Genomic DNA, 23840 nt, shown 5'->3' with positions numbered 1-23840 from the left:
TGCCCACTTCGAACATACAGTCGAATCTGGAGCATAGTCAGTAGATGCACATATAAAATTTGAAGAATTACTGACAACTACCTTGACATTGAGCGGTATAAATATAACATCAAAGTTTTGCGTAACGTTCTATTATCTTGATTTTCATTTGTATATTTTATTTCAGATATAATTTGTACTATGCTCAAAATATATTTTTTAGCTATTTCAAATTTTTTGTTCGTTAAAAAAATCTGTAATACTTTTTCCCATGTCATATAATTTAAAACTATATTTTTATTATCAAAAATTTTTAAAATATCTGCGTAAAATTTATTATTGTTTGTATCATCAATAAGCAAATCTATTCTTGTTAATTTTCCTAAATATTTAGATAAGGAATATTTATTAATTTGGATATCTTCAATAGAATTTAATTTATTGATTGAATCATTGTTTTTTAAATCATATATTTCACTATAATCATTATTTACTAACGTTGCATCATCTTCTGGTAAGTATCTAAATTCACTAGTATTTTTACGTAATTCCTTTTTAAACTTATCTAGTAACGCATTCGAACCTAGTTCGTTAAAATAAAATATATTAACTTTTTGATCTTGTATTCTTAATTGTCTTCTTCTATTTTCTATAATGTTCTCATTCACATAATAATATTTTTCTTTTTCATCAAATTTTAATAAACTTGAATCAAATTCTTTAGCGCTTTTTTTACAGCATTCATCATTTTTATTTCCATTACACCCACATAGAAAATAATTAATTATGCACGCCTTATCCAATTGATTCTTTTTCATTTTTAAATATAACTGACTATTTTTTTCCACCTTATCGACAATAATAATATCATCAACATATCGCCCATAATAACTGGGATTCCAACGCTCAATCAACTTATTATCAAATTCTTTTAAGTAGTAATTCGAAATTATATTAGATGGATAAAAATTTATCGGCAAAAATTTATAACTTTTCCTATTATTTTCACTATATTTGCTTATTACTTCAAAGACGAATTCATTTAATCTTCTTACTGAGGTATCTTTTCCATTCTTGGTTGTATATAGATTATAATAATCATCTTTATCTTTTTCTAATAAATCAATATTATAATAAAATCTTTGAAAATCCAATGTTAAGATAATAGCATCTTGATTATTTTTTAAGATATTTTCTGCGACCTCTAAGGCGTTATTTCGCCATTTTTCATATTGTAAAAAATACGGAGAAAATAAACGTGGTGATTTATCCTCTTCTATAATATCTTTCTTATTTTTAATATCTATAGTTTTCTTTAATCGATTTCCATATGAATTTTCATAAATTTCTTCATCTAATACCTCGCCTACTGTCATTACCCAAAGGATACCTAAAATTTGGGATTCAACATTTATGTCAATAAACTTTTGAACCTCAGTCAAAACTATATCTTGAGAATATTTGTTAATTATAATATCTTCACTTTTATTTTTGTTTTTTATTTTTTTAGGAAAATAATGCGTATCTATTTTGTCTAAGTTCTTTTTAATATATGATGTCCATATTTCTTCCTTATCTGACTTCAATACTTCAATAATTTTCTCTAATTTTTTATCAATTTTTTCATTAGAAAAATCCAATTTTTTTTCATAGTCAACTATTTTATTACGTAATATCAATTGGTTTTTATCATAATATACTGCTGATTTTAATTTTTTATATGCTAATTTTATCTTTTCCTTTAAATCACTCACGAATAATAAATCCTCTCATATCATTTATATAGCACTTATGAAAAAATCCCCTTTCAGATTTTTTCGAGTTTTTCGACCTGTCCTGAAAACTCTAAAGGAATTATCTCATGTTTAAGATATATTTTACATCCACTGTTTTATTGTATGTTTACGCTTAAATAAAATCCAATACCGCAGAAATGCCATAATAGTAAATAATACGTTTTTTACGGTCATATACATTTTTATCATTCACATATATATGGCTAGAAGTATTGAAAATCAAAAATTTGTTACATGTCGTACTCAATTCATTTTTCAAATAAAGCTGTAGCAAAATCTTCGGCATCAAACGGTTGCAGATCATCTTCTCCTTCACCGACGCCAATCCATTTTACAGGCATTGCTAATTGTTCCTTTATACCTATGACGACGCCACCTTTAGCAGTACCATCAAGCTTTGTTAAAATAACTCCTGAGATAGGCGCAGCTTTTGTAAAAAGTTCTGCCTGATGGATAGCATTTTGTCCGGTGGTGGCATCTAAGATGAGCAGGGTTTCATGTGGAGCGTCAGGTATTTCTCGTTTTATAACCCGATAAATCTTATTGAGCTCATCCATCAGGTTTGCTTTTGTATGAAGGCGTCCTGCAGTATCGATGATCAAAATATCAGCTTTTCTGGATATCGCGGCCTTTAAAGCATCAAATACTACCGCAGCAGGATCAGCGCCTTCTGTATGCGCTATCACATCAGCATTGGCACGATTTCCCCAAATTTGCAACTGGTCTATAGCAGCAGCACGAAAGGTATCAGCCGCTGCCAAAATTACCGATTTATTTTTGTTCTTATAATATTTGGCAAGCTTTCCTATTGTAGTAGTTTTACCTACGCCGTTTACGCCAATAACGAGTAATACGGTAGGCCCTGTTTGGGCAATACAAGCTTTGTCTTCTCCTGTTGAAAGGATTTCACCAATACGTTTTATCAAGAAAGGTTGCAAATCCTGTGGAGAATTGATTTCCTTCTTTTTTATGCCAGCGCGCACATCATCCATAAGTTTCATGGTTGTATGTACCCCTACATCGGCAGAAATGAGTATTTCCTCCAATTCATCAAGGCATTCTTCATTTATATCAGCATAGCCAATTACCAATTGTTCTATTTTTTCCGTAAAAGATTTTCTTGTTTTTGTAAGGCTGCTTTTTAATTTGTTAAAAAATCCCATTTATTTATTGTCCCTTTCTTCCATTCTTACCGATACTATCTTGGAAATACCGGCATTCTCGATGGTAACGCCATACATTACATCTGCTGCCTCCATCGTTCCTTTACGATGGGTTACAATGATAAATTGTGTATTTACGGCATAATCCTTCAGAAATACACCAAATCTCTTTATATTTGCCTCATCAAGCGGTGCATCTATTTCATCAAGTACAGAAAAAGGAGCCGGCCTGTACTGCAAAAAGGAAAACAATAATGCTATAACGGTAAGGGTGCGTTCACCGCCAGAAAGTAATGCCAGGTTTTGGTTCTTTTTACCCGGAGTTTGCACGATTATTTCCACGCCTGAAGAAAGTACATCCTCTGGTGTGGTCAGCAATAATTGCGCTTTACCACCGCCAAATAATTTTTCAAAAATAGTGTTAAAATATTGGCCAATTTGATTAAAAGCTTCTTTGAACTGCTTTGTCATCGTTATATCCATTTGTTCTATTATCTGCTGAAGATTATTTTTGGCAGTCAATAAATCTTCGAGCTGTGTTTTCATAAATTGATAACGTTCATGCAGGCTATCATATTCTTTGATAGCATTTGGATTAACAGTGCCTATAGCAGCTATTTCTGTTTGCAGCCTTTTTATTTCTTTTGATAATATTGCTGCTTCAACATCAACTTTATGTGTTAATGCCTCTTGTGGTGAAAGATTATATTCTTCTTGCAGCTTTTTTTCACATTGTTCCAATTCAAAAGAAATTTTAGTTATTTTTATATCTGCCTGATGAATATTTTCCTGGAGTAAAGACATCTTTTCTACAGTTTGTTTACGTTTATTTACCAGTTCTTTATTCTTTACGCGTTTATCCATAAGCTCTGCATATATTTTATCATATTCTTGCCGGCCGGATGCATGCAATTGCTGTAAATTTTTATTGGAAATCTGCAATTCCTGTAATTCCTGGACACTTTCATCGATTACAGTTTGCAGTCTAAGCTGCTCAGTGTGATTATTCTGCAAGGATTCTTCGTACCGGCTGCATTCTGCTGCTATTAAGTCCATTTTTTCTACATTTCCTTTTAACGTCTGTTGAAACGAAGCGAAGGAAGATGTTTGTTGTAATAACTTCTCTTGCAGCTCTGTGCGTTTTGTTTTACAAAGTGACAATTCCTGTACCAGTTGTTCAGCTGCGGGTTCGGTATTGTCAGCTGATTTTTCTTTATTGTTGTAACTTTGCTTTTGGCAACGTTCTTCTAAGCCGCTAATAGTAGATTTTATTGTAGAAATAGCAGCTATTGTTTCTGCTACAGCAGAATTAACACGCTCTTGGTCTGTACGTAAATGAGTAGCCTTTATCTCTTTTTCTGTACAGAGAAGTATGCATTGCTGCATTTTTTCTTGTTCAATCTTTATCTTTTTTTCCAAGGCAGATGAATTAGCCATCAATTGACTAAGTTTGGTTTTTGCCAAAAGGAGCTTATTTACAGCTGTTTCATTATTCCCTATAAGCAGCTTTATTTCTTCATTGCGATTTAAAAAACTTATTTCCCGCCTTATGCTGCCGCCCGACATGGCACCACCCGCATGGATTATTTCGCCGCCAAGGGTAATTATGCGAACCGAAAAATTTTTCTTTTTAGCTAAAATTAAGGCATTATCTATATTATCAACGACAATAGTCCTGCCCAAGAGATTTTCTATTATTTTTCTATATTTATTGTCTGTTTCTACAAGCTTGTCCGCGTAATTGATAAACCCGGGAAAACCAGTCAGATCTTCCTGCATAATTTTATGCGGTTTAATAACGGATATCGGTAAAAAAGTGACACGACCAAGTTTATTTCTCTTTAAAAAAATGATGGCTTTTTTTGCAGTTTCCGTATCTTCTGTGATTATATTCTGCATACTACCGCCCAAAGCTACCTGTATAGCGGTTACATATTGTTGCTGTACAGAGATAAGTTCGGCTACTGAGCCGCAGATTCCCTCATACCAAAGTTGTTCTCTACTCGTTAATACGCTTTTTACGCCATTACCGAAACCTTCATATGCTTTTTGCATATTGGTAAGAATTTTTATACGTTCTTTGGTTCTATCAATTCCCTGCGCTAAACCATTGCATTCCGTCTCTGCCAAGCGGCATTTATTTTCCGTATCCGTTCTTTCGTCTTGCAAAGACGCAATTATCTGTCCAATATCTTTTTTACTTGTATTTGCAGCTGCCAATTCTTTATTAAGCAGTTCAAGCTGTCTGTTTATTGCCTTGCTGTCATTTTCAATTTTAGCGAGAAGATTTTCTTTTTCTCCCAGCACATTTTTCTTTTCTGTTAAATCATGCTGTAACATAATAAGCTGGTGCTGTTGTTCTTCACGTATACGGCGTTTTTCTTCCAACTGAAGTCGGTATTGTTGCAGAGCTGTTTCTTTATCAGTTATTTCTTTTTCAATATCTTTTACAGCAGTTTGAGCAGCAAGAAGTTCAGCCTGATGTACAGCCTTTTTTTTGTCAGCATCCTCAAGATATGTTCTTAATGCCGCAAGCTTTTCCTCTGCGGTTTTTTTCTGTGAGCATACTAAGTCTATAGCGGCTTTCATAGTGGTAATCGAATGGCTGTTTTGCTTTATGCGTTCTTCGAGTACAGTGCATTTATTGCGATTGCGGTCTATTTCTTCTGCCAATTTTCTATTGTGTTGCTGCGCATCGGTAAGTGTTTTTTCTAAAACAGCTGTACCTTCTTCGAGCGACGCGTTTTCCGCATCAAAGGCTTTTAGCTCAGTATCTATTGCTACTTTTTGCTGCTGTAATTGCTCAATTTGCTGGCTGTATTCTTTTTCTTTTGCCGAAAAATTTTCATAACTGCATAATATATATGATAACCTATAATCATCATATTGCGCTTTTAATTCATTATACTGTGCAGTCCGCTCCGCTTCCGACGAAAGCGGGGCAAGCTGTTTTTCTATTTCCAGTATGATATCATTGATCCGCAGAGCATTCTGCTGTGTACTTTCCAGTTTCCTGACCGCTTCCCGCTTACGGTCACGATATTTTGTTATACCGGCACATTCTTCAAATAAAAGACGGCGATCTTCTGGTTTGGCATTAAGTACTTCATCTACTTTATTTTGGCTGATGACACTTATCGAGTCCCTGCCTATTCCCGTGTCTGCAAACAGTCCGTATATGTCTTTTAAACGACAACGGGCTTTATTGATATAAAACTCACTCTCCCCCGTGCGGAAAAGTCGACGGGAAATAGTTATTTCTTGAAATTCAAGCGGTAATTTACCATCTTCGTTGTCAAACGTCAGGGAAACCTGCGCGATACCGGCTGGTTTTCTTGCAGAGCTGCCGGCAAATATTATATCTTCGGCCTTACTGCCGCGCAGGTTACGGATATTTTGTTCACCAAGCACCCAGCGGATAGCATCCGTTATATTACTTTTACCGCTGCCATTAGGCCCTACCACTGCTGTGATTCCTCTGTCAAATTCAATTTCGATTCTATCAGCAAACGATTTGAAGCCATATGCTTCTAGTCTTTTTAATAGCAAATATTCTCACCTGCTGTCTTTTTTATCTGTATAAATCGGAATCACGTCTATTTTTTTATCGGTATCTTTACCGTCGCAATCATATTTGGTTTTATGCCGCCCATTTTATCGGAAGGGATAAATATCTTTACAGTATATTTAGGTTCATCACCGTCTGGTGCAACTATCTGGGCAACAGTGCCGCCTATAATATTACCGTTTATCGTACATTCGGCATAAGCGCCTTCTTTTAATTTATTTGCCTGTTCTTCTGTAGTTTTTATTTCCAGCCATAAATAGTTGGAAGTAGCTATATCCAAAACATTTTGTCCGGCAGATAAATTGCTGCCTTCTTCTACATCCGTATAATAAGCGGTACCATTAGCTGAAGCATATAGTTCGGTGAGTCCTGTATTCTTCTGTGCTTCTTCGAGCGCCATTTTTGCCTGATTTAGTCGTGTTTGGGCCATTTGTAAATCGTCCGGCGTAACGCCACTAGGTGCGCTTACTACGCTTGTAGTCGTGGCAGGAGCAGGTGCTCCACTGCCTTGATTCATAGAAGCTCTCGCTGATTCTGCCGCAGATACTGCATTATCGTATTCATTACGGCTTATTGCTCCCAAATCGTAAAGATTTTTCATCTTGCTTTCATTGGCAAGGGCAGACTGATACTGGCTGTCATCAGCAGCCGGAGCAGGTGCAGCGGCTGCCGGTTGTGTTACAACCCTCGTCGATCCCTGTTGGTTTAAACTAACCATATTATCATATTGCTGCTGTGCCTGATCAACACTCTGCTGCAATTTATTAATATCATCCTGTGTTACATTTGGCTGTATTTGAGCCAGTGCCTGTCCGGCAGTGACATCTTCGCCATCCTTAACCAGAAACTTTTCCAACGTTCCATCAGTTAGAGTTTTTGTTTGTAAAAATGTTCCTGCTACACGTGCATCATAAAAGGTAAGATAAGCATTATATTGTCCGTATAACCATATACATAAGTTTAAAAGGACAATCACCAGCAATATGGCCGGCAATGCAAATTTTATAACGAAACTTACTTTACGACTGATATCAATTTCCAAAATTAACCCTCCTGAATGTTATCTGCCATTTCAAAAGAAGCATGACTTGCCGATAAATTCCCGTAAGATAGAATTATTAGGTATATCATCTTCATTGCTGATATCCTGGAAAAAATTTAAAAAATCAAGCAACTGTCTGGACGTGCTGTGTTCAGGTATTTCATCACTTATTTTTTCCAACAATGGATATGCATATTTTTTTAATACGGCAAGTTCATAAATAAGCGCAGAATTAAACATAATATCTGCATTTTCCTGATAAGGAAAAATATTCTTTTCTTCACCAGCACGCACTTCAGACCATTGCTTTATTGTTTTTAGTGCTGAAGATCCGCGAAATTGGTAATCGCGCACAATGCGCCGAATAAGGCGCGCTACGGTGGTAGGAATATTATTATGGCTGTCTATACCGAGCTGTGTTAAAGCGCTTATATAGATTTTATATATTTTATCCTCAGGAAGTGCTTTAGTCAAATTGGGATTAAGACCATGTATGCCCTCAATTATGACAGGTTGGTCAGGCAGCAGCAAAAGTTTGCGGCCGGACCATTCTTTTTTTCCTGTAATAAAATTATATTTAGGCATAGTTATTTCTTTTCCTGCTAAAAGATCTAAAATTTGTTTATTCAGCAGTTTACTATCAATGGCTTCAAACGCTTCAAAATCATATTCGCCTTTTTCTGTAAAAGGAGTGAACTCACGGTCTAAAAAATAATCATCCATTGATAAAGAAACAGGCCGCAGGCCGTTTACCAACAATTGTATACGTAAACGCTGGGCGAACGTTGTCTTGCCGGAGGAAGAAGGCCCGGCAATAAAAATAACGCGTCGTTTGCTCGTACTTTGAGTTATCATATCAGCTATATAAGCTATTTTTTTCTCTTGCAGTGCTTCCGAAATACGTATTAATTCACCAGCATGATGATTTTTTATGTAGTTATTCAATTCATTTACGTAATCACAATGCAATATATTAGCCCAGTGATCGGCTTCTGTCAAAAGTGCGGAAAGTTTCTCCTGTTTTTCTTTAGGCGGCAATTCAGAGGGGAACGGCAGTTCCGGTGTGCGCACTACGATGCCCGGGTGGTAAAAATCTATGGCAAAAAGACCGAGTTCACCTGTTTTCGGTAACATCGGCCCGTATAAATAATCATAGTAGTTTATGCAGGAATAAATACTGACACGATCCTGTTTTAAAGATTTTATCAGATCTGCTTTAGCATCTTGCTTATTCCTGTGAAAAAGGCAGACCGCGTCTTTTTTATTCAATGATTGTTTAACAATAGGAAGATCAGCAGCAATTAAGGCACGCATTTTTGCTGACAATTTCTCTATGTTATCCGCAGTGACCAATGATTCAGGCAATATTTTACAATAAATACCGTTATTCACGGAATGCTCAACGATTACTTCTGCCTCCGGTGAGATTTCCTGCATCGCGGCCATCAATAAAAAGAGTACGCTCCGTCTATAGATGACTACACCCTCTGTACTATTCATGTCTACTAATTCTAAGGTCTTATAATCCTTTACATCAGTTTGGAGATCTTTTAGGGTGTTGTCTATTTTTAACGCCGTTATGGGGCGAACATAAGCTTCATCCGTTTTAGCAAGCATATGACGTACTTTACTATTTATATGTTCTGTGGACACTGCGTTCAACTCCTTTTCCCATAAATAAAAGCCTAAATCAGCGTATAGACATACCTTTTTAGACTTTCATCATTTTATAATCAATATGTTTTTTTTAAAAAAAGATTTTTAATACTCTATAAATAATTGCAGCAACAATAGCTGTCGAAGGGATAGTCAAAACCCACGCTATAAACATCTGTTTAGCAACACCCCAGTGTACTGCCCTAACCCTTTTAGCTGTACCAACACCCATTATGGAGCCGGAAACTACATGCGTAGTGCTTACAGGTAAGGCCATCAATGTTGCCGAGAAAATTATAATAGATGAGTTTAAATCGGCAGCAAAACCACTTATTGGTTCGAGTTTAAATATTTTTCCCCCAACTGTTTTTATTATTTTCCAACCGCCCACAGCTGTACCACATGCCATAGCGATAGCCGCCATGATCTTTACAAACGTCGGTACATCGAATACTTGAAGGTAGCCAGCACTTAAAAGAGCGAGTGTAATGATCCCCATTGATTTCTGGGCATCATTTGAGCCGTGTGAAAAGGCCATCATGGCTGCGGAGAGAATTTGTGCTTTTTTAAATTTATTATTTATCGATGAAGGTTTACATCGGCCGAATACCATGAATAAAACAGTCATGACCACACATCCTGTAGCGGCAGCTATAACAGGTGACAAAACTAAAGAAAGCACTATCTTACCTATGCCCACAAAATTAAGGCCGCTGCTGCCAGTAGATACCAAAACGGCACCTATTATGCCACCGACCAATGCATGTGAGGAACTGCTTGGCAAAGCCAACCACCATGTCAGCGTGTTCCATATAATAGCACCACCCAAGGCCGCAATCAAAATCAACTCATTAACATGCTCAGCTGATTTGACTATGTCACCGCCAATGGTATGGGCAACGCCTGTACTGTACATGGCGCCGCAAAAATTAAGGAAGGCTGCCATTACTATTGCAGTGCGGGGACTTATCGCCCTTGTAGAAACAGAAGTCGCAATAGCATTTGCTGTATCATGAAACCCATTTATAAAATCAAACAGCAATGCCAAGAGAATAATAAGTATAATTAATATCTGGAATTCATGCATATTTCATTACTACGCCTCTTATCATATCTGCCAGAGATTCGCAATGATCCAGCGTATTTTCCAGATATTCGAGAATATCTTTCCACTTTATTATTTCAATAGGATCCTTTACCGTAGCAAATAACTGCGCGACTTCTTCACGGTAAAGCTTATCACCTGCACTTTCAATCTTGGATATTCTTGCTGTGTATTCCAGAATTTTATCTTCATTATGTTGAAGTTTATGTAAGAGCTTAAAAACTTCAGCAATATCAACCGTCGCTTCAATAAGAAGCTGCGACATTTGCAGCGCCGTCGGCCGAATAGTATCTATCCGGTACATTATAGCACGCTGCAAAGTTCCTTGTAAAAAGTCGACACCATCATCCAGCCCGTTAGCGATGGCATAAATATCTTCTCTGTCTATTGGGGTAATAAATGTGTGATTGAGCTTTTCAATAATCTTATCATTGATATCATCGGCGGCATGTTCGAGTTCAGTTATTGTTTTCATTTTTTCTTCAGCCCTGCTATAATCCGTCATCACTTGATTAATGATTAGGGCGCCTTGATGAAAATACTCAGCACTTCGCGCGAATAGATCATAAAATTCTGTATTTCTTTTTACAAGAAACATAAACTTCCTCCCAAGTTGCACCTGCAAATATTATTTTGTCTTTGGTAAACAATTATTATCAATAATTATTTTACAAGATATTAATAATTATTTTACAATATATAGACACACTGATGCAATATTATATTTTACCCGCGATACTATTATATAGTTTAACCATATAAATTAAATTTGTCCATATCCCCTACATATTTTCTAACTAACTGTTGTAAACGCCCCCGCTCTAAGATTTTCAAGAAAAAACGGCTGTTTTTAACGTTTGTTTTTATACTGCCCCGCCAAAATGTTCCCATCGAATATAGCTTTTAAGAGGAAAAAAGATACTATGACAGTAAAAAAATGACTTTACAATGCTTTAATAAAATAATAACACTTTTTTTACTTTTCAGCTCATTTTTTTCTGTATTCTTAGTAGTATTTCATAAAAAAACAGGCGCTAATATAAAATAAGCGTCTGTTTTACTATCAGTTTTTAGTAGAACCTAATGTCACTGGAGTAGTTAGCAGTGTTTTAAATAATCTTTTATTTCCGCAGCCATATTTTCCTTGGTACATGTTTTTTTATGTAGTATAGCTGCTATTTTCAATGATGCCAATCCTGCTGGCACAGATGATTTATTATATGTCTGCAACATATCGAGCAAAGCAAAATCATCAGCATTACCGGTATCAGCATGCAATGCTGTCAATACGCTGTCATTGAATTTATAAGGACTGGCCGTTGAGAGGACTACCATCGGTGTCATATCCCCTGTGCGCTGCTGATAATTCTGCGCAGCCTGCCAGGCAACAGCTGTATGCGGATCAATAGTATAGCCGTCATAGGCATCATAGACATCTTTTATCGCCGTCAAGGTCTGTTTTTCATCGACCCAGCCTGCGGCAAATATTTCTTGAAGCTGTGCTATGCATTGTTTGTCCGCAGTATAACTGCCCTTCTCATTAAGTTCGTCCATCCATGTTTTTATTTTTGCCGCATCCCCGGTAATATGATATAAAAGCCGTTCCAGATTGCTGGAAATCAATATATCCATAGACGGGGAAATAGTTTTAAAAAACTCACGGTTTCGATCGTATTTACCTGTAGTAAAAAAGTCGGTCAATACATTATTTGAATTAGAGGCACATACTAATTTATTTATAGGCAAACCCATTCTTTTGGCATAATAGCCGGCCAAAATATCGCCAAAATTACCTGTCGGCACAGAATAATTCACTTTTTCTGCCAGCTTAATTGAGCCATCTTTTACCAGTTCGCAATACGCACTAAAATAATAGACAATCTGTGGTAAAAGCCTGCCCCAATTTATGGAATTTGCAGAGGAAAGTTCATATCCTTCATCGTGTAATTCTTTATTTAAGGGTTTGTTATTAAAAATATTTTTTACTCCCGTTTGGGCATCGTCAAAATTGCCTTCAATAGCAATTACGGCGACGTTATTTCCCTTTTGCGTTATCATTTGACGACGCTGCATATGGCTGACACCATGTTGGGGATAAAAAACAATAATTTTAATTTTAGGCACATCACAGAAACCTTCCAGTGCAGCCTTTCCTGTATCACCAGAGGTAGCCACAAGAATGACAACGTCATTTTTCTGCTTCGTTTTTTGCAAAGCCGTTGACATGAGCTGGGGCAGTAATTGCAGAGCCATATCCTTAAACGCACTGGTCGGGCCATGCCAAAGCTCCAGTATATATTTTCCGTCTGCTAGCTTCGTAAGCGGTGCTATGGCGGGTGTATCAAATTTTTTATTAGTATATGCAGCTTGCACGCAATGACTTATTTCTGCATCAGTATAATCAGGTAAATATAAGGACAATATTTTGGAAGCACGTTCCTGATACGAAGATGATAAGAGCTCCATCAAAAATGCATTATCTATCTGGGGAATCTCATCAGGGACGAACAAACCACCATCAGCGGCTATTCCCTTTATAATTGCTTGAGCGGCATCAATATGGTCATTCTTACTCCTGGTGCTGGTGTATTTCATGTTTGATCCTTTCTCAGCCTTCTGGGAAAAATTCATTATGGATTATATTTACGGCTTCTTTCAAAGAAGAACTCTTGATAAGGCAGGAAATACTTATTTCTGATGTACTTATGACGTCTATATTGATTCCCGCTTTCGACAATGCGCCAAACATTCTAGCCGCAATGCCAGGGCTGCCCAACATGCCTACGCCGACAATGGAAACCTTGGCTACATCTTTTTCAATCAATACACCAATTGCGTTGAGGTCACCAGCTGCTTTATCCACTACTTCCTTAGCAGTACTGAGATCTTCGGAAGCTACGGTAAACACCATATCAGTGACATTTTTTTCAATATTACGGATACTTTGTACTATCATATCAACATCAATACTTTTTTCTGCCAGGGCCGAGAAAATGGAATAGGCAATACCGGGATTATTAGGAACTCCCAATACGGCTATTTTAGCTACTTTATCATCATGGCTTACGCCTCTTATTACGAACCCTTTTTCTTCCATCGTATATTCCTCCCTAATTATTGTACCGGGTTTATTGGTAAAGGTAGATCTAACATGAATAGGAATATTCATTAATTGGCCGACTTCAACAGAACGCGGCTGCATGACACCAGAGCCAAGCCGAGCCATTTCGAGCATTTCGTAGTAAGTTATCTCTTTCATTTTACGGGCATTCTTGACTATTCGGGGATCTGCTGAATAAATACCTTCAACATCGGTATATATTTCACAAGAATCCGCATGCAAAGCGCCGGCCAGAGCGACAGCAGAAGTATCAGAACCGCCACGTCCTAAAGTTACAGGGTCGCCCAACTGATCGCATCCTTGGAAACCAGCGACAATGACAATATTACCTTTATCGAGTTCATCCAAAACACGCTGCGGTTTTATATCCAAAATTTTCCCTTTTGTGTGGACTGCATTGGTCTTTATCCCTGCAAGAGAACCGGTCAATGATACAGCTTTTTCTCCTAATGACTTAAAGGCCATAGTTAAAAGTGATATGGATACTTGTTCACCTGTAGTGAGCAGCATGTCCATTTCTCGCGTATATTTATACGGATTACTGTCAATTTTGTTAGCCAACTCTATTAATTCGTCGGTAGTGTTTCCCATTGCGGACACTACAACAACTACCTTATCATCTTTTCCTTTTTCGTTAACTATACGCTTGGCGACATTCATTATCTTCTCTGTAGTGCCTACAGAGCTGCCGCCAAATTTCTTTACAATCAATGCCATTATTATCCCCCTAAATCACTTAATTTAGCGAAAGACCTGCATCGATGAATGCATCGCTAAGTGTAGCAGTTGTTACATTATACAACACAATCTCTCATTGTGTATAGATGTTATAGCAAAAAATATTACCATTTGCCCATAAAAAAATCAATCCTTGCATTTTTACCTAAATAGGCATAAAAATAATTGCATTAAAGTTCAATTAACTTAAATATTATTCTAACATATTATTAAAGCCAGTGAAAATAATATTTAAAATACAAGGAAACTGTTATATTATATTGCAGTTTTCTGTCTGTTTTGCTATTATTGAAAGGTAGTAATATTATTTCTAGGAGGAGATCTCATGAAAGTGGCTGTTGTAATGGGCAGCGATTCAGATTTACCAGTCTTGAAACCAGCAATTAAATTATTGCATGATTTCAATGTTGAGACAGAAGTTATTGTAGCTTCAGCTCATCGCACTCCATCCAGAGTACGTGAATTTGTCTCTACGGCTCAGGAACGCGGCATTGGGGCTTTTATTTCTGCAGCTGGTGCAGCGGCTCATCTAGGAGGCGTTATAGCTTCTTATACAACACTTCCTGTAATTGGTGTTCCCATAAATGCAACTGCATTAAACGGAATGGATGCTCTTTTAAGTACGGTACAGATGCCTTCGGGTATTCCTGTTGCTACCATGGCGATAAATGGTGCTAAAAACGCTGCCATTTTCGCAGTAGAAATTTTCGCATTAAGTGATCCTGTTTTGCGCCAAAAACTTTCTGATTACCGTCTACAGATGGCTAAAGAAGTGGAAGCTAAGGCAGCTAAAGTCGCTAGCGAATTACAATAAGATTATTACAGGGGGAGTTATTATGAGTAAAAAAAAGTTATATGAAGGTAAAGCTAAGACTGTCTATACCACAGATAATCCTGATGAACTTCTTGTTTATTACAAGGACGATGCTACTGCCGGCAACGGTGCCAAAAAAGGCACAATAGTTGGGAAGGGCGTTTTAAACAACAAAATTTCCGCATTTTTCTTTGATATGCTTGCCAAACAAGGCATCGAACACCACTACATCAATATGCCTAGTGACAGAGAAATGATCGTGAAAAAACTTGACATAATTCCTTTAGAAGTAGTGCTTCGTAACGTAGCAGCAGGAAGTCTTGCCAAACGCCTCGGTCTTAAAGAAGGCACAAAGATGTCTACCCCTATACTTGAATATTATTACAAATGTGATGAACTAAACGACCCTATGGTCAATAAATTCCACATTAAAGCAATGAACTGGGCAACAGAAGACGAACTGGCACAGATTGAAAAAGCTGGTTTGAAGATCAACTCAATTATGACTGATTATTTAAAAACTAAAAATATAGATCTCATCGATTTCAAACTTGAATTTGGCCGCTATCATGGAAAAGTACTTTTAGGTGATGAAATTTCTCCTGATAACTGTCGTTTCTGGGACAGCACAACTCATGAAAAGCTTGACAAGGACCGTTTCCGCAGAGATTTGGGACATGTCGAAGATGCTTATAAAGAAATTCTGCACCGTCTAACTGGTAAACAAGTTTAACATAGAGTTCAACATAGGAGAGAAATAAATAGATGGCTGATATTTCCGCATCAAGCAAGTGGCATGAAGAATGCGGCATTTTCGGCGCGTACTCGCATACTGAAGATGTTTCAATGATGACTTATCTAGGGCTTTATGCCTTACAGCATCGCGGTCAGGAAAGCGCTGGTATCGCTGTAACCGATGGTGCATGGATGGATGTTTCCCGCGGTATGGGACTGGTAAATGAAGTTTTCCGTCACCAGATTCCCCATATGGATAACCAATACATTGCTGTCGGTCACGTTCGTTATTCAACTACCGGCTCCAGTCTGCTGGCTAACACGCAGCCGTTAATGGTCAATTATGCCGGAGGTAAGATCAGCTTAGCGCATAATGGCAATCTTACCAATGCTGCACAAATACGTCGGGAAATGGAAGAGCAAGGAAATATTTTTCAAACTTCCATAGACTCTGAAGTCTTTGTCAATCTTATCGCCCGTTCCAAGGCAGCTTCTATAGAAGATAAGATTATAGAAAGCATGAAAAAAATTGAAGGTGCCTATTGCCTTACAATTATGACAGAGGATAAATTAATAGGCGCTCGTGATCCGCATGGTTTTAGACCTTTATGTATAGGCCGGGCTGGGGACACATGGGTTTTATCTTCTGAATCATGTGCACTTTCTGTCGCTGGCGTACATTATGTGCGTGATGTTGAACCAGGTGAAATGGTCGTAATTGATAAACATGGCTTGAAGTCTTATAAATTTGCTACAGTCGAAAAAAAGGCTGCATGCATCTTTGAATATATATATTTTGCCCGTCCGGACAGTATTATAGACGGACAGAGTGTACATGAAGCCCGTTTCATGATGGGACGCATCCTCGCCAGAGAATCAAAATTTAAAGGTGATATTGTAATATCCGTACCGGATTCGGGAACTACCGCAGCTACGGGTTTTGCTTATGAATCGGGAATTCCTTTTGTAGAAGGGCTCATAAAAAATAGATATATCGGCCGTACTTTCATCCAGCCTACGCAAAAGAAACGGGATATTGCGGTTAAATTAAAACTTAACCCTATCGTTTCCGTGGTTAAGGATAAGGACATAATAATGGTAGATGATTCTATTGTTAGAGGCACTACTAGTGGGAAAATTGTACGCATGCTGCGTAAAGCAGGGGCGAAGTCTATTCGCATGTGCGTTAGTTCCCCACCGATAGGTTATCCCTGCTATTATGGGATAGATACTTCTGTCCGTAAAGAATTGATTGCGGCAACAAAGACAGTAGAGGAAATACGCGAATATATAAAAGCTGATGCTTTGCATTTCCTGTCATTGGAAGGTTTGAAGGCAAGCATCCAATCAGCTAGCAGTGATGATATGTGCTGTGCTTGCTTCAATAATTATTATCCTGTTGAGTCGCCTAAAAACGATACAGTTGGTGCCGATAAATATGTATTTGAACATTTGAAAAAATGAATACGGATTCCGTGTCAGCTATAGTTGGCACGGAATTCTTTATTCATTATATGGGGGATAAGATGTCTGAAAAAGAAAAAGTCAGTCTGACATACCGTGATGCCGGAGTTGATATAGATGCCGGAAATTATTCGGTATCACTTATAAAAGACAGTGTAAAAGCTACGTACCGTCCAGAAGTCCTTGGTGATTTGGGCGGATTTGGTGGTTTATTTGCTCTAAACACAGCTAAATATAAAGAACCTATACTAGTATCTGGAACAGACGGAGTCGGTACCAAGTTAAAACTCGCCTTCATGTTTGATAAACATGATACAATCGGCCAGGATGCTGTGGCCATGTGTGTCAATGATGTGCTTGTCCAAGGTGCAGAACCACTTTTCTTTTTAGATTACTTGGCTGTTGGTAAGCTTGAACCAGAAAAAGTAGCAGCTATTGTTAAAGGTATTGCCAATGCCTGCAAGGAATCCGGTTGTTCTCTAATAGGCGGAGAAACTGCGGAAATGGCTGGTTTTTATGCTGATGGTGAATATGATATCGGCGGTTTTACTGTAGGTGCCGTAGAAAAATCAAAAATAATTACCGGTAAAAAAGTAGCTCCAGGCGATGTTCTTATTGGCCTGCCTTCAACAGGTCTCCATTCCAATGGTTACTCATTAGTTAGAAAAATATGTTTCGAACATATGGGCTTTAAAGGTAATGAATATATACAGGAACTAGGAACAGAATTAGCAACGGAATTATTAAAACCGACAAAACTTTATCCTAAAAGCTGTCTGCCGCTCATTGCCAACTTTGATTTACATGCTATGGTACATGTCACAGGCGGCGGTTTTTATGATAATATACCGCGTATTTTACCAGAAAAATGTGGTGCCTTAATCGATGCATCCGCATGGCAGATGCCCGCTATTTTCTCCCTTCTGCAAAAGTGGGGAAATGTCGCATGGACAGAAATGTACCGTACCTTCAACATGGGAATAGGTATGATAATAGTAGCTGCTGCTAAAGATGTAGAAAAGATACAAAAACAGCTTACAGCCCAAAATGAATCTTCTTATGTAATAGGAACCATCGTCTCGGGAGACAGAAATGTAACCATAAAAGGCGGGGTATTCGATGAATAAACCTGTCTTAGGTGTTTTGGCTTCAGGACGTGGTACCAACCTTCAATCAATAATGAATGCCCTAAATAACGGCCAGTTTTCTGCTGAAATAGGCATTGTTATAACAGATAAACCGCAGGCAGGTGCACTTGAACGCGCAGCTAAAGCTGGTATTCCCAATATATGTATTGATCGTAAAAAGTATGGTACGAGAGAAGATTTTGAAAAAAAATTGCTTTCCGTATTACGGAAACACAATGTTGAACATATAATTCTGGCAGGTTTTATGCGCATTTTGAGCCCTTTGTTTATAAAAGAATATAAAAATCACATATTAAATATCCACCCTGCCCTTTTACCGTCTTTTACTGGCGCTCATGCCCATCGGGACGTTCTTGCCTACGGTGTCAAAATATCAGGTTGTACTGTCCATTTTGTCGATGAAGGTACCGATAGTGGTCCTATCATCATCCAAGCCGCAGTTCCTGTACTCGATGATGATACGGAAGAATCACTGGCAGCACGGGTATTGCAGCAAGAACATATCATTTATCCGAAAGCTGTTGAATTGTATTTAAAGGGAAAGCTCAAAATAACAGGCCGCAGAGTATTAGTAAAAGAATAAATACAGGTGGGGGATTTTTTTGAAAATAAAAAGAGCACTTATCAGCGTATCCGATAAAACGGGCATTATTGATCTTGCTAAGGCACTTCATGAAGCAGGGGTAGAGATCGTTTCAACAGGTGGAACGATGAAAGCCTTGAAAGCAGCAGGTATACCTGTACTATACGTAAGTGATGTCACCGGTTTCCCTGAAATTATGGATGGACGTGTAAAAACATTAAATCCGTATATCCATGGCGGTATATTAGCTGTGCGCGACAATCCTGAACATCAAAAAGCTATGCAAGAACATCACATTACAGGTATAGATCTAGTAGTAGTTAATTTATATCCATTTAAACAAACAATTGCCAAACCAAATGTTTCTTTAAACGAAGCCATTGAAAATATAGATATAGGCGGCCCTGCAATGATTAGAGCGGCTGCTAAAAATTTTAAATATGTAACGGTCGTTGTTAACCCAGACCATTATGCAGAAATCGCTGCCATGTTGAAAAAGGGTGAAGTACCTGACGATTTTAGAATGAAACTGGCACAGGAAGCATTTAAACATACTGCTGAATACGATGATTGCATTCAAAATTACTTGTTGCAAAAAATGGAAAAATGAATATAAAAAAGAAAAGCTTAAAGATAAAAGACAGGCAAATAAAAGATATTATTTTAACTGTAACGCTTAAGCATTTACTGAACTTACAGGATAATTATCCATTAAACGAATTATAAATAAGAAGCGCACTTAAAAATTAAGTGCGCTTTTGACAATGCATAGGAGGAATAATGTGGACGTATTAGTAATTGGTTCAGGTGGACGGGAACACACGCTCGTATGGAAACTAGCACAAAGCAGTAAGGCAGGGAAAATATATGTTCTTCCTGGCAACCCAGGAATGAAGGACATTGCTGAATGTGTCAGTGATATTGATATCAGTGATAATAATAAAATTGCTGACTTTGCGAAAAAAAATAATATAGGATTAGTTGTTATCGGCCCTGAAGTACCTTTAATGAATGGTCTGGTAGATGCTTTGCAAAAAATTGGCATACCTACATTCGGACCTACTATGGCAGCAGCACAGTTGGAAGGTTCAAAATCATTTTCCAAAAAAATAATGAAAAAATATGCTATTCCCACTGCTAAATATGAAATTTTTCATGATGCAGCGACAGCTAAGGAATATATAAAAAAAGAAGGAGCTCCCATAGTTGTCAAAGCGGATGGGTTAGCCGCTGGCAAAGGTGTCATCGTGGCAGAAACAGTCCAACAAGCACTGGATGCCATAGATGAAATTATGTGTGATAAAGCCTTCGGCAGTGCCGGTGATTGCGTCGTAGTTGAAGAATTTCTTGCAGGCGAAGAAGCATCGGTATTGGCATTTACAGATGGTGACACAATAATCCCGATGCTTGCCGCACAAGACCATAAGCGTGTCTTTGATGGTGATAAGGGTCCAAATACCGGTGGCATGGGTACATACGCGCCGGCGCCTGTAGTTGATGATGCTATGATGAAGAAAGTACAAAAAGAAGTTTTAGAACCTATCATAGCCGCCATGCGAAAAGAAAACAGAAAATACCAAGGCTGTCTTTATGCTGGATTAATGATAACAGCAGCGGGACCAAAAGTCATAGAATTTAACGCCCGTTTTGGTGATCCTGAAACACAAGTTATTCTGCCATTATTAAAAAGTGATCTAATTGAAATAATGTTATCCTGCACTGATGGTACACTGCAAAAGCAAAATATTATCTGGGACAAAAAAGCTGCTGTTTGTGTCGTCCTGGCATCAGGGGGGTATCCTCACCAGTATAAGAAGGGTGAGCTTATAAACGGCATCGATGAAGCAAATGCAGCAGGTGCCCTTGTCTTCCATGCAGGAACAATGGAAAAAAATGGGAAAATATTTACAAATGGTGGCAGGGTATTAGATGTTGTAGCAACTGGTGAAGATATAAAAGAAGCTATAGAAAATACATACAAAAAAGTTGCTTTAATCAATTTTAACAATATGCATTTTCGTCATGATATAGCGCAAAAAGCTTTTCGTCATCTAAGGAAATAAGTTATTTATATATTTTGCAACACTCTGGAATTAGCTAGTTAATAATGAGTTCTTATTTGAAAAACAATTAAAATAAGAACTCATTTATATTATTTATAGGGATTTAAAATACAATAATGAGTATTTATTAATGATAAGAAATATTTATAATAAACTTAAAAATATTTATAAAAAAGTTTTTTTTAGCAGGAATGATTGCAAGTTTGTCGAAATATTTATCATACAGAAAAAAGAAAGAAGTGGTACATATGACAAGGTTAGAATTTAAGAAAGAAAAACCGTTTTGTCTGAATTTACAAAAAAAGGTGAATGTTATACGCTATTATCAACAAATGGAACCAAGAAAAACGATTCGCTATAAACAAGAATGTGAACATCGTTTTGATTGCAAGGAATGCACTAATTGCGTCCATGCTTTTCATCCGATTGGTTCTGAATTTTTACAGGGGTGATAATATATCATTAAAAATAATTGCAAATAATAAATATCTGTTAATTTTGAAAATAAATATAATAGCCAATTTTAAAACGCCCATAAATACTAATTTCCTTAATTTGATTAGTATTTATACGGGCGTTTTTGTTTAAAAATATATGCAGGTAAATATCTTTTCATAGCGAATAACTTTAAGTGCCTGCATAATTGATAATATAAAAAAATATTCTCATGTATTATAAAATGATACAGTCATTATTTTTACGATATCGCATTAGTCTTAATAGCAGGTATTATTTTATAAAGGAGAGATATTAAAATGAGTAATCTTTTAAATGACATTTATTATTTTGTTTCAACAAAAAAGAATTGCGGTTTATTAATTTTTCGTATTGTGCTAGGTATAATGTTTATGTGGCATGGATTTCCTAAATTGAGCGGTGGTCCGGAAAAATGGCTTGCTATTGGTCAGGTTATGTCAGTTTACGGTATAACCTTCGCACCTGTCCTATGGGGATTTTTATCTGCTTTCACTGAATGCATTGGTGGATTATTGATATTTTTAGGCTTATTTTATCGCCTGGCAGCAATCTTACTTTTCTGTAACCTCTTAGTAGCATTCAGCAGTCAAATGCTGCAAAACAAAGGTCTCTCTAAATCGTCCCAATCATTAGAAGACGGTTTTAGTTTTTTAGCAGCTTTATTTATTGGACCAGGTAGATACAGCCTTGATTATTATCTTAATATAGATCGGCAAATAGAATAGCTTTTTTCGAAAACTGTTATGCTTTTCGTTTTGCATAACAGTTTTTGTATAAAAAAAATAACCTGCTACGCAGGTTAGCAATCATAATATATAAAACCGTTAAAATAATTTTCAGAATTGTTTCTTAGACACACTTTTTCATATTGCAATTCAAAACATTTTTAGATAATTATTTCCTATTAATATTTACTATCCAAACTATAATTACTGATTCAAATAGTAAATATTAATAAGCATTGTTATTTTATTGCAAACTTATAATGTAAAAATAATAAGTGTAATTTAACAGCTAATCTTTTTCTATATTTATTATTGAAGTATATCTATTATCCATTTTATCAAATACATGTGCATATTTACTAGTTATATTTATATCGCTATGCCGTAATACTTGTTTGACAATTTGTAAATCTTTAGTTTTACTATACAACAAAGTACCACAAGTATGGCGAAGCATATGGCAGCTAATCCCAGCTTTTTTATACCCTGCGGTATCTAACCATGCGTCTATGCTGCGCCGTATATTGCGTCTATCTATCCTGCCGCCTCTATTGCGGTTTCCCACTGCGGTGAAAACAGGTTCTCCCAGCGCATCAATTTTCATTTTGTTGAAATAGCGGAGTTTTATGTACTTATGCAAATATTTGAGGACATCACTACGGGGATATATGAAATCATTATGTCCCTTACCATGGATATATATGGTTTTTACCCGCCAATCAATATCGGCAACAGACATTCTATACACCTCTATGGTACGCAATCCTTCAAGCGCCATTAGCATTATCATGACCTTATCCCTAATGTTTTCAACGTGTTCTTCATCATCGGGAATAATAGAAAGCAGATGTTCTAACTGCTCGATTCTCAGAAATTTAAGCGGTGATATATCTTTGGGCTCATATGCCTTTACACCAACATCTTTAGCCGGATTAACCTTAATTAATCCCAATTTTACAGCTGTATTATAAAATTGTTTAATAGCGTTAAGCTTGCTTTTTATGCTGCTCTTTTTCATTTTTAAGCGAATTAGGACATCACGATAATAGGTAAACTCATATTCCGTTATTTCAAGTGGTTGTCGTTTATTATAATGGCACCAGTCTATATAGCTATCTATTGATGAATAATAGTTGCGTAAAGTATCTTCTGATGGTTCACCGTGTGAGAGATAACGTTCTAAAAACCTCTTATAATTCAAGACAAAACTGTTGGCATTTATCTCATATTTAGGCACAAAATTAGGGATAGCCATAAAATTCTCAGTAGCAGCAGCTAATTTCCCGTTAGGTTTCATTATAAACCTCTTTTCTGGTATTAAATAAGCATAATCATTTTTCTAAGTCCTATTTTTTATGAAGTAGGACTTAGAAAAAAAGGCACTTAGGACGTGCTGAAAAAATAATAAAATAGTCAGTCGTGTAGTGACAGACTTAACCTCGAAAATAATTATAACATATTTTTTCTTTTTACGCATTTATCCTATTATTTTAGTGAAAATAAAATGATTTCCTTCTTAAAATTGGCTTTCTAACATCCATTTTAAGGCCGTTTTATATTCTTTTTGTATATTTATATGTAATATAATGATTTTCCTTTTAAAATAGTCATATGGCAATATACAAATATTATCACCACATAAAAATGTTTACTGCAATGTATT

General features: G+C 36.7%; 19 protein-coding genes. 9 read left to right on the top strand and 10 right to left on the bottom strand.

Annotated features, from left to right (window positions below; all coding sequences use genetic code 11):
- Positions 1-77: 77 nt before the first annotated feature.
- From EDC37_RS05820 to EDC37_RS05780, 9 genes are all read right to left on the bottom strand, one after another.
- The gene (locus tag EDC37_RS05820) at positions 78-1733 is read right to left on the bottom strand and encodes a reverse transcriptase domain-containing protein (protein WP_132548868.1); all 1656 of its coding nucleotides are present in this window, start codon (positions 1731-1733) and stop codon (positions 78-80) included.
- A 290-nt stretch (positions 1734-2023) separates the two neighbouring features.
- A complete protein-coding gene (gene ftsY, locus EDC37_RS05815) occupies positions 2024-2938 on the bottom strand; it encodes a signal recognition particle-docking protein FtsY (RefSeq protein ID WP_132548866.1) in 915 nt (304 codons plus the stop codon).
- Positions 2939-6487, bottom strand: coding sequence for a chromosome segregation protein SMC (gene smc, locus EDC37_RS05810; protein WP_132548865.1), 3549 nt, complete (start codon positions 6485-6487; stop codon positions 2939-2941). It abuts the gene before it with no gap.
- A gap of 47 nt (positions 6488-6534) precedes the next feature.
- Positions 6535-7548, bottom strand: a complete 1014-nt coding sequence (locus tag EDC37_RS05805; protein WP_165874468.1) for an HlyD family secretion protein — start codon at positions 7546-7548, stop codon at positions 6535-6537.
- 30 nt (positions 7549-7578) lie between these two features.
- Positions 7579-9201, bottom strand: coding sequence for a nucleoside kinase (locus tag EDC37_RS05800; protein ID WP_330998878.1), 1623 nt, complete (start codon positions 9199-9201; stop codon positions 7579-7581).
- A 94-nt stretch (positions 9202-9295) separates the two neighbouring features.
- Positions 9296-10291 carry an inorganic phosphate transporter gene (locus EDC37_RS05795; RefSeq protein WP_132548862.1) on the bottom strand — a complete coding sequence of 332 codons (996 nt, stop codon included), beginning with the start codon at positions 10289-10291 and terminating at the stop codon, positions 9296-9298.
- Positions 10284-10907, bottom strand: a complete 624-nt coding sequence (locus tag EDC37_RS05790; RefSeq protein WP_132548860.1) for a DUF47 domain-containing protein — start codon at positions 10905-10907, stop codon at positions 10284-10286. Before EDC37_RS05790 ends, EDC37_RS05795 begins: the two co-directional genes overlap by 8 nt.
- A 500-nt stretch (positions 10908-11407) precedes the next feature.
- Positions 11408-12904, bottom strand: coding sequence for a threonine synthase (thrC, locus tag EDC37_RS05785; RefSeq protein WP_132548858.1), 1497 nt, complete (start codon positions 12902-12904; stop codon positions 11408-11410).
- A gap of 13 nt (positions 12905-12917) precedes the next feature.
- Positions 12918-14147, bottom strand: coding sequence for an aspartate kinase (locus EDC37_RS05780; protein ID WP_132548856.1), 1230 nt, complete (start codon positions 14145-14147; stop codon positions 12918-12920).
- Between the two features lie 346 nt (positions 14148-14493).
- Between EDC37_RS05780 and purE the strand changes: the two genes are divergently transcribed.
- The 9 genes from purE to EDC37_RS05735 all read left to right on the top strand — a co-directional run bounded on the left by purE (position 14494) and on the right by EDC37_RS05735 (position 22177).
- Positions 14494-14982 (top strand): 5-(carboxyamino)imidazole ribonucleotide mutase, encoded by a 489-nt coding sequence (purE, locus tag EDC37_RS05775; protein WP_132548854.1) that lies wholly within the window; start codon positions 14494-14496, stop codon positions 14980-14982.
- 22 nt (positions 14983-15004) lie between these two features.
- Entirely contained in the window at positions 15005-15715 is a 711-nt protein-coding gene (gene purC, locus EDC37_RS05770; RefSeq protein WP_132548852.1) for a phosphoribosylaminoimidazolesuccinocarboxamide synthase, read from the top strand.
- A gap of 32 nt (positions 15716-15747) precedes the next feature.
- Positions 15748-17181, top strand: coding sequence for an amidophosphoribosyltransferase (gene purF / locus EDC37_RS05765; protein ID WP_132548850.1), 1434 nt, complete (start codon positions 15748-15750; stop codon positions 17179-17181).
- 62 nt (positions 17182-17243) lie between these two features.
- On the top strand, positions 17244-18308 hold the full coding sequence (purM, locus tag EDC37_RS05760; protein ID WP_132548848.1) for a phosphoribosylformylglycinamidine cyclo-ligase: 1065 nt from the start codon (positions 17244-17246) through the stop codon (positions 18306-18308).
- A complete protein-coding gene (gene purN / locus EDC37_RS05755) occupies positions 18301-18912 on the top strand; it encodes a phosphoribosylglycinamide formyltransferase (RefSeq protein WP_132548846.1) in 612 nt (203 codons plus the stop codon). The genes purM and purN overlap by 8 nt, the downstream gene beginning before the upstream one ends.
- Positions 18913-18931: 19 nt before the next feature.
- Positions 18932-19522: an IMP cyclohydrolase gene (locus tag EDC37_RS05750; protein WP_132548844.1), complete on the top strand. Its 591-nt coding sequence runs from the start codon at positions 18932-18934 to the stop codon at positions 19520-19522.
- Between the two features lie 172 nt (positions 19523-19694).
- Positions 19695-20975 (top strand): phosphoribosylamine--glycine ligase, encoded by a 1281-nt coding sequence (gene purD, locus EDC37_RS05745; protein WP_132548842.1) that lies wholly within the window; start codon positions 19695-19697, stop codon positions 20973-20975.
- 248 nt (positions 20976-21223) lie between these two features.
- The gene (locus tag EDC37_RS05740; protein WP_132548840.1) at positions 21224-21427 is read left to right on the top strand and encodes a hypothetical protein; all 204 of its coding nucleotides are present in this window, start codon (positions 21224-21226) and stop codon (positions 21425-21427) included.
- A 303-nt stretch (positions 21428-21730) separates the two neighbouring features.
- Positions 21731-22177, top strand: a complete 447-nt coding sequence (locus tag EDC37_RS05735) for a DoxX family protein (protein WP_132548838.1) — start codon at positions 21731-21733, stop codon at positions 22175-22177.
- A 289-nt stretch (positions 22178-22466) separates the two neighbouring features.
- Here EDC37_RS05735 and EDC37_RS05730 read toward each other — a convergent pair whose 3' ends face one another.
- Positions 22467-23474, bottom strand: coding sequence for a tyrosine-type recombinase/integrase (locus tag EDC37_RS05730; protein ID WP_231040049.1), 1008 nt, complete (start codon positions 23472-23474; stop codon positions 22467-22469).
- Between the last annotated feature and the right edge of the window lie 366 nt (positions 23475-23840).

Source organism: Pectinatus cerevisiiphilus, assembly GCF_004341685.1.
Lineage (GTDB): Bacteria > Bacillota > Negativicutes > Selenomonadales > Selenomonadaceae > Pectinatus > Pectinatus cerevisiiphilus.
This window is presented reverse-complemented; position numbering and strand designations above follow the sequence as displayed.

Coding starts and splice junctions, on each gene's coding strand:
- ftsY (WP_132548866.1), bottom strand. CDS start 2,938: ATGGGATTTTTTAACAAATTAAAAAGCAGCCTTACAAAAACAAGAAAA.
- EDC37_RS05795 (WP_132548862.1), bottom strand. CDS start 10,291: ATGCATGAATTCCAGATATTAATTATACTTATTATTCTCTTGGCATTG.
- EDC37_RS05790 (WP_132548860.1), bottom strand. CDS start 10,907: ATGTTTCTTGTAAAAAGAAATACAGAATTTTATGATCTATTCGCGCGA.
- thrC (WP_132548858.1), bottom strand. CDS start 12,904: ATGAAATACACCAGCACCAGGAGTAAGAATGACCATATTGATGCCGCT.
- EDC37_RS05780 (WP_132548856.1), bottom strand. CDS start 14,147: ATGGCATTGATTGTAAAGAAATTTGGCGGCAGCTCTGTAGGCACTACA.
- purE (WP_132548854.1), top strand. CDS start 14,494: ATGAAAGTGGCTGTTGTAATGGGCAGCGATTCAGATTTACCAGTCTTG.
- purC (WP_132548852.1), top strand. CDS start 15,005: ATGAGTAAAAAAAAGTTATATGAAGGTAAAGCTAAGACTGTCTATACC.
- purF (WP_132548850.1), top strand. CDS start 15,748: ATGGCTGATATTTCCGCATCAAGCAAGTGGCATGAAGAATGCGGCATT.
- purM (WP_132548848.1), top strand. CDS start 17,244: ATGTCTGAAAAAGAAAAAGTCAGTCTGACATACCGTGATGCCGGAGTT.
- purN (WP_132548846.1), top strand. CDS start 18,301: ATGAATAAACCTGTCTTAGGTGTTTTGGCTTCAGGACGTGGTACCAAC.
- EDC37_RS05740 (WP_132548840.1), top strand. CDS start 21,224: ATGACAAGGTTAGAATTTAAGAAAGAAAAACCGTTTTGTCTGAATTTA.
- EDC37_RS05735 (WP_132548838.1), top strand. CDS start 21,731: ATGAGTAATCTTTTAAATGACATTTATTATTTTGTTTCAACAAAAAAG.
- EDC37_RS05730 (WP_231040049.1), bottom strand. CDS start 23,474: ATGAAACCTAACGGGAAATTAGCTGCTGCTACTGAGAATTTTATGGCT.